The following is a 7250-nucleotide window of genomic DNA, read 5'->3' as shown; positions in this document are numbered from 1 at the left end:
GAATCCGGTGGCGGTGGTGCGCTGGAACAGCGACAAGCACTACCTGCAGGATATTGCCGCTGCCGGCCTGCCCATTATCCCCACCCGCTTTATCGAAAAGGGGGAGCAGCCCGAGCTGATGGGCTACTTTGAGGAACTGGAAAGTGACCAGTTGATCATCAAGCCGGCCGTAAGCGGGGGTGCCAAAAACACCCTGGTACTGCGCCGGGAAAATGTGGCGGCCATCGCTGCCGAGATTCAGCCGCTGTTGCAGGAAGAGAGCTTTATGGTACAGCCTTTTGTGCCTGAGATCCAGACCGAGGGAGAGTGGTCCTTTATGTTCTTTGGCGGCCGCTTCAGCCACTGCCTGCTGAAAACGGTAAAGGAGGGCGATTTTCGGGTGCAGCACATCCACGGCGGCAGTGTACATGCCCGACAGGCGCCCGAAGGCCTGTTGGAGATTGCTCGGCAGTACATCGAGCGCTTTGCGCAGGGCTGCCTCTATGCCCGGGTAGATGGGGTCATGTTTCGGGGGCAGTTCTGCCTGATGGAGCTGGAACTGATCGAGCCCTACCACTACCTGTTTACCAGCGAAAGCAGCTTTGAGGCCTACTACCAGGCGCTGAAGGAGCAGATGGGGGAGCTGGTGAGGGGGTAATTCTGTGCCAGAACCAGAGTGGGCTTTACCAGTTATGGGGCCTAAAAGCCTTGGATAGTGGTGCCCCGACTGAAATGGGGTATTCGGAAAAGTCCGCTCTTACACTGTAGTGCTGGATAATGAGTCGTGGCACCACGCTCGTTTCCTGGCACCCCTTCCCATTCTCTTTTTAGGGGGCGTCACATGGTGCCACGACTGATTATCGAACAGCGCAGAAAGCAGAGCCTTTGCTGCATGTTCAGGCTGAGTCGAGGCACCATGGGGGCGGCTACACCTCCGTCCGTAAAATCTCCAGCGGTGGCTTGTTCACTACCGCCCGGCTGTTGGAAAGGCCGATGAGGATGGTTAGGCCGGTAATGCTCACATAGGCGATCAGGATGGGCCATAGGGGAGGGCTAAAGGGGGTATCGAAACTGAAATAGGCCAGCGCCCAGCTGCTCAGCAGGGCTATGAGCATCCCGGTAAGGGCCGCCAGGCTGCCCAGAAAGAAATACTCCAGCGTATTGATGCTTAGGATTTGACGGCGGCTGGCGCCCAGGGTGCGCAGCAGTACACTTTCCTGGATGCGCTGGTACTTGCTGATGATCACCGAACCAATGAGCACCACCAGCCCCGTAATAATGCTGAAAAAGGCCATAAAGCGGATGACAAAGCTTACCCGGCCCAGAATATCATCAATGGTCTGCAGGATCAGGTTCAGGTCGATGAGCGATACATTGGGGTAGCGCTGCACCACAGCCCGTTGGTAGGCAGCGGCCTGCTGCACCGAATCTACCCGGGTAATGAGCACATGAAACTGCGGCGCCCGCTCCAGCACCCCGGCCGGAAACACCACCAGAAAATTGGTCTGCACCCGCTGCCAGTCTACCTCCCGGATGCTACCCACCCAGGTATCCATAATAGCCCCCTGCACATTAAAGCTTATTTTATCACCTAGGCCTACCTTCATGTCCTCGGCCAGGTTTTGGGACAGGGAAATAAAGACAGAGTCCCGGGGAGAAGCAACACTACCCCGCCAGCGGCCTTCCAGCAGCGTTTCGGAGTCGATGAGCGAATCGCGGTAGGTAACCCGGTACTCCCGGTTGAGCACCCAGCGGCGAATGCCGGAAGTGGTATCCTGCTTGATCTGTTCAACACTCCGGTCCCCAATGCCCTCCAGCCGCATGGTGACCACCGGCACCTGCTGCAGCACAGGCAGGCCCTGCTGGCGGGTAAGGGTGGCTACCGCTTCAACCTGATCATCCTGAATATCAAAGACCACCATGTTGGGCTGGTTGTCGCTGCCGGTAAGGGCCACCTTTTCCAGCAGGCTGTGCTGCACAAAAAACAGCGTGCTGATCAGGGCTGTACCCAGCCCGATGGTGATCACCAGCACCAACGTCTGGTTGTTGGGCCGGTAGAGGTTGGCCAGGCTCTGCCGCCAGATATAGGCCCAGCCGGTGGGGAAAAAGCGCCGCACTGCCCAGATCATGCCCTGGGCTATGCCGGCCAGCACCAGCAGCGCCAGCAGCACCCCGCCGGTAAACACCAGCGCCCGCAGGGGATCCTGCAGCTGCAGCCAGGAGAAGGCCCAGATAAAGAGCAGGATCAGGGTAAAAACCCCATAGCGCAGCTTGTCGCCACCATCCGCCTCAAACGAAGCCCGCAGGGCCGTAAGAGGAGATACCCGGCGAATGCCCAGCAGCGGCAACAGGGCAAAGAGCACCGACACCACCAGGCCCACCAGCACCCCCTGCACAATGGCCCGCAAAGAAGGGGTTACGGCCACTTCTACCGGCAGAAAATCAGCAAACAGGCCGGGCAGGCCATACAGCACGGCCATGCCCAGCAGGGTGCCCAGCACTGCTCCAATCAGGCCCATCAGGCTGATCTGGATCAGGTAAATGGCCAGGGCCTGCCGCCCGCTTACCCCAAGGCAGCGCAAAATGGCCACCGAGATCACCTTGTCTTTTATGTAGATATGCACCGAAGACGCTACCCCTATACAGCCCAGCAGCAGCGCTACAAAAGCCACCAGGTTCAGAAAGCCGGTCAGATCGCTATAGGCATCGCCAATCTCCTGCTGCCGCTCGTCGGCCGTATCGTGGCGCAGCTCGGCCTTTTCCAGCCGGGGCTTGATGGTGGTCGCATACAGCGAGGAAAAATTTTGGCTCTCATCAAAGCGCAGGTAGAGCTTGCGTTCTATGCGGCTGCCCTTTTGCAGCAGGCCGGTGGCTTCCAGCTGGCTCAGGGGGATAAACACAGGGGGTGCTACGGTGGTGGAGAAGCCCGCCTGACCAGGTACCTTCAGCACACTGCCCTGAATCAGAAAGGTGGTATTGCCCACTTTTATGGAATCGCCCGGGCGGGCATTGTACTGCAGCAGCAGGGTCTGATCGGCCAGGGCCGTTTGCTGCACCTGAAAGCTTCGGCTGGCGCCGGCCGGGGCGGTTTCGATCTCGCCATAGTAGGGGTAGCGTCCGCCCAGCGCCCGTACCTGCACCAGGCGGGAGCCCCCGTTTTTGGGAAAGAGCACCATGGAAGCAAAGCGTACCTCTTCCGAGGCCTCGGCACCCAGCGAATCAAAGAACTGCCGGATCTCGGGGCTGAAGGGCTCGGGGCTTTCCAGCTCCAGATCGGCACCCAGCAACTTTTTGGCCTCGGTATCGATCTGCTGCTGCAGGTTGTCGCCAAAGGAGTTGATCGCCACCAGCGCGGCAATGCCCAATACAATGCTGCTCATGAACAGCAGCAGGCGGGAGCGGTTGCGGCGGCTATCGCGCCAGGCCATGCGGAGGAGCCAGGGAAAGTTCATAGCGGTGGGGGTAGGGTCTGCCAATTCTTTTGAAATATGGGGAAGCAGGTACGAATATAGCCTTTTTGGCCTATAAACTCCCCCCCGCAGAAGGTATGGGAGCGTCCTGCCTTTTTAAACAGTATACTGCCATGCGGTGTTTGCGGTGTATCTGGGTAGAAGCAGAGGCTGCCATCTTTTTGCGACAGTTTATTCAGCACAAGTTGTATACACCTTTTAACTCACTGCATGGGCTTATTAGTATTTTATCTCCTGCTGGCTATTTTGGTTTCCTTCCTGTGTTCGATCCTGGAGGCGTCCCTGCTGAGCTTTACCCCCCTCCTACATTGAGTCTCTGAGTGAAGAAAAGCCTACCCTAAGCCAGCAGTTGCGCCAGCTGAAAGATAAGGTAGACCAGCCCCTGGCCGCTATTTTGTCGCTCAATACCATTGCCCATACGGTTGGGGCGGCCGGGGTAGGCGCGCAGGCTGCGCTGGTCTATCAGAACATCAGCACAGGGGTGATTTCAGGCTTGCTTACCCTGGTGATCCTGATCTTCTCGGAGATCATTCCCAAAACTCTTGGGGCACGCTACTGGCGGCAGCTGGGGTTTTTTACTGCCAAAACCCTCAGGATCATGATCTGGCTGATGTACCCCCTGGTGCTATTATCCAATGGCATCACCAGGCTGCTGGGGGGCAGTGCGCATGGCATGGCCGTAAGCCGGGAGGAGTTATCGGCCATGGCCGACATTGGGCACCAGGAGGGGGTGTTTGCCGAGAATGAAATGCGCATCATCAAAAACCTCATTGCCTTTCAGAAGGTACAGGTGCGGGATGTGATGACCCCCCGTACGGTAGTGGTGATGGCCAATAGTGAGCTAAGTCTGAAGGAAGCCTTTGCCAATAAGCAGCTGCTGCGCTTCTCCCGTATTCCGGTCTATACCGATAACCGGGATAATGTGATCGGTTATTTTCACAAGCATGAACTGCTGCAGCAACTGGCCGAAGACAAGCACGATTTGAAGGTAAAAGAATTGGTACGCAGCATGCTCATTGTGTCGGACCGGCTGAGCATCCCGGTGGTTTTTGAGCGGCTTATGGAAAAACGGGAACATATAGCCCTGGCGGTAGATGAGTATGGCGGGCTTACCGGTGTGGTTACCATTGAGGATATCATGGAAACCCTGCTGGGCATTGAAATTGTGGATGAGTTTGATAGCAGCCGGGATATGCAGGAATATGCCCGGCAGAAGTGGCAGGAACGAGCCCGCCTGCTGGGCATCTGGCAACCGGAAGATTCTGCCGAAAAAAGCCAGTCCCCCTCAAAAGACTAAAACAGCCTTTAGGAGGGAAAACTTCTTGTATTAACCTCTGCTTTCCACTGAGGGGCTTTGCTGCTGTTGGCTGTCGAAGGCGATGCGCCCGCCCCGGATCTGAATGATGCGGCCGCACTTTCCGGCCAGTTCCAGATCATGCGTTACCAGTACCAGGGTGGTGCCGGCCTCCCGGTTCAGGTCAAAGATCAGCTGTTCAATGTGGGCGCCGGTGTCTTCATCCAGGTTACCGGTAGGCTCATCGGCAAAGAGGATGCTGGGCCGGTTAGAGAAGGCACGGGCAATGGACACCCGTTGCTGCTCGCCACCCGAGAGTTGAGTAGGGTAGTGGGTGCCGCGCTCGGCCAGCCCTACCTTGGCCAGCAGTTCCCGGGCTGTTTTTTCGGCCCCTTTTTCACCCCTCAGCTCCAGGGGTACCATTACATTTTCAAGGGCCGTGAGGGTAGGAATGAGGTTAAAGCTCTGGAAGATAAAACCCACATGCTGGTTACGCACCTGCGCCCGCTGGTCTTCGCTGAGTCCATCCAGGCGCACCCCATTGAGCACCACCGAGCCGGTGCTGGCCCGGTCCAGACCGGCGCACAGGCCCAGCAGGGTGGTTTTGCCGCTGCCGGAAGGGCCCACAATGGCACAGGAATCGCCGGCCTGCAGCTGAAAATGAACCCCCTCCAGTACCGAAAGAGAATGCCCGCCGCTGTGGTAGGTTTTGCCTAAGTTGTCTACGTCTAAGATGGTATGCATATCGGAAAGCTGTTTGCCTTCGTTTTTGTGTGAAGGAGAAAGCGCTATTTTTGTAACGAAGCCCCATCCTGTATTCGTCCGGGGGCGTACAACATTTAAATGTCGGGAATACTTGTAGATAAACCAATGAAAATAAGATTCTCATACCTGCTGCCCCTGTTTTGTGCAGCTTTTTTCTGGGGATGCAATCCCGGCAGCGAACAAAACGGCAGCACTACCCGCCCCGATACTACCGATGGTCAGCCTGCGGCAGAAGCCAGCCCACCTCAGGAAGTGGAGCAGGAGCGCTACATTGTATTTTTTGGCAACAGCCTTACGGCCGGCTATGGCCTGGATGCCTCCGAGTCTTTTCCTACCCTTATTCAACACCGCCTGGATTCGCTGGGCTATGCCTATAAAGTAGTGAATGCCGGCCTGAGCGGCGAAACCACCGCCGGGGGCAACAAGCGCCTGGACTGGGTGCTGGAGCGCCAGCCGGTCGATATTTTTGTACTGGAGCTGGGCGCCAACGATGGCCTGCGGGGCCTTAACCTGGACCAGACCCAGCAAAACCTGGAGGAAATGATCGACAAGGTGAGGGCGGTCTACCCCCAGGCCGAGATCATTCTGGCGGGCATGATGGTGCCGCCCAACCTGGGCCAGCCGTACAGCAGCCGGTTTAACGAGATCTTTCCGGCTGTGGCTAAAAAGAAGGCAGTTACCCTGCTCCCCTTCCTGTTGCAGGATGTGGCTGGTGAGCCCAGCCTGAACCTGCCCGACCGCATTCACCCCAATGCCGAGGGCCAGAAGCTGGTAGCCCGCAACGTCTGGCAGGTGCTGGAGCAGATTATTGTAGAACAGCAGCGGGGCTAGGGGAGCTGCATAGGCGTAGCTGGTTTCTGGGCCACCCGTTGCTGGTGCTTTCACCAACAAGACAGCTGGAATTTCCTGAAGCCAGCTCTCTCCGTTCTTCAGAAAATTCGTCACATAAGCCCACTGGCTGCATTTGCTTCAAAATTTATCTTAATTTGCCAGTAATGCTGGGTATAGACTCCCTTTTTCAAGGGGTATATGCAGCTGATTGTATAATTGCTTTTTCCGCTTACCGCTATGCGTACCCCTTTTCTCTCCTGCCTGTTAAAACCTCTGGCGGCAGGCCTGCTATTTCTGGCCTTTTCTTCAACAGCCCTGGCTCAGCACCCCCAGTTTACCCGGCAGGATAGCCTGCGGGGCTCCATCACACCGGAGCGGGCCTGGTGGGACCTTACCTATTACCACCTCAATATCCGGGTGAATCCGGCCGACAGCACCATCCGGGGCGTCAATACCATTCAGTACAAAGTGCTCAAACCCCATCAGCGCATGCAGATTGACCTGCAGCCGCCCATGCGCATCGAAAAAGTAGTGCAGGGGGGTAAAGAACTGAAGGTAGAGCAGGAGGGCAATGCCCACTTTATACAGCTGCTGGAGCCGCAGCCGGATGGGGCTGTCAAACGCCTGGATGTGCATTATGGCGGAAAGCCGCAGGTAAGCACCAATCCCCCCTGGAGCGGGGGCATCACCTGGCAGCGGGATAAGCGGGGCAAGCACTTTATTGCCTCCTCCAACCAGGGCGATGGGGCCAGCCTCTGGTGGCCCAATAAAGACCATATGTACGATGAGGTAGACAGCATGCTCATTAGCGTACGCATTCCTAAAGACCTTACCAATGTATCAAACGGCCGCCTGCGCAAGGTAGATACGCACCGGGACGGCACCAAAACCTGGCACTGGGCTGTCACCAA

5 protein-coding genes and 1 pseudogene are annotated in these 7250 nt (G+C 57.0%); 4 read left to right on the top strand and 2 right to left on the bottom strand.

Annotated elements, in window-relative coordinates; all coding sequences use genetic code 11:
• The coding region (locus tag ADICEAN_RS19525) for an ATP-grasp domain-containing protein (RefSeq protein ID WP_040398408.1) at positions 1–637 on the top strand (637 nt) is incomplete at its 5' end.
• 268 nt (positions 638–905) lie between these two features.
• On the opposite strand, the gene ADICEAN_RS19520 is transcribed toward ADICEAN_RS19525, so the two are convergent.
• On the bottom strand, positions 906–3431 hold the full coding sequence (locus tag ADICEAN_RS19520; protein ID WP_009197390.1) for an ABC transporter permease: 2526 nt from the start codon (positions 3429–3431) through the stop codon (positions 906–908).
• Between the two features lie 367 nt (positions 3432–3798).
• Between ADICEAN_RS19520 and ADICEAN_RS19510 the strand changes: the two genes are divergently transcribed.
• Positions 3799–4746, top strand: a complete 948-nt coding sequence (locus ADICEAN_RS19510) for a CNNM domain-containing protein (RefSeq protein WP_009197388.1) — start codon at positions 3799–3801, stop codon at positions 4744–4746.
• 30 nt (positions 4747–4776) lie between these two features.
• Here ADICEAN_RS19510 and ADICEAN_RS19505 read toward each other — a convergent pair whose 3' ends face one another.
• Complete coding sequence (locus tag ADICEAN_RS19505) at positions 4777–5487, bottom strand: ABC transporter ATP-binding protein (RefSeq protein WP_009197387.1); 711 nt, start codon at positions 5485–5487, stop codon at positions 4777–4779.
• A 126-nt stretch (positions 5488–5613) separates the two neighbouring features.
• Between ADICEAN_RS19505 and ADICEAN_RS19500 the strand changes: the two genes are divergently transcribed.
• Together ADICEAN_RS19500 and ADICEAN_RS19495 are read left to right on the top strand one after the other, a co-directional pair.
• Positions 5614–6339 (top strand): arylesterase, encoded by a 726-nt coding sequence (locus ADICEAN_RS19500; RefSeq protein ID WP_009197386.1) that lies wholly within the window; start codon positions 5614–5616, stop codon positions 6337–6339.
• A 237-nt stretch (positions 6340–6576) separates the two neighbouring features.
• A pseudogene (locus ADICEAN_RS19495) lies at positions 6577–7250 on the top strand (M1 family peptidase); the annotation flags it as partial.

It is taken from the genome of Cesiribacter andamanensis AMV16 (genome assembly GCF_000348925.1).
GTDB classification, from domain to species: domain Bacteria; phylum Bacteroidota; class Bacteroidia; order Cytophagales; family Cyclobacteriaceae; genus Cesiribacter; species Cesiribacter andamanensis.
The sequence above is the reverse complement of the archived record's forward strand: the minus strand, read 5'-3'. Positions and strand labels throughout refer to the sequence as shown.

What these genes read in the sequence shown, in the direction of transcription:
- ADICEAN_RS19520 (WP_009197390.1), bottom strand. Translation starts at nt 3,431, where the DNA reads ATGAACTTTCCCTGGCTCCTCCGCATGGCCTGGCGCGATAGCCGCCGC.
- ADICEAN_RS19505 (WP_009197387.1), bottom strand. Translation starts at nt 5,487, where the DNA reads ATGCATACCATCTTAGACGTAGACAACTTAGGCAAAACCTACCACAGC.
- ADICEAN_RS19500 (WP_009197386.1), top strand. Translation starts at nt 5,614, where the DNA reads ATGAAAATAAGATTCTCATACCTGCTGCCCCTGTTTTGTGCAGCTTTT.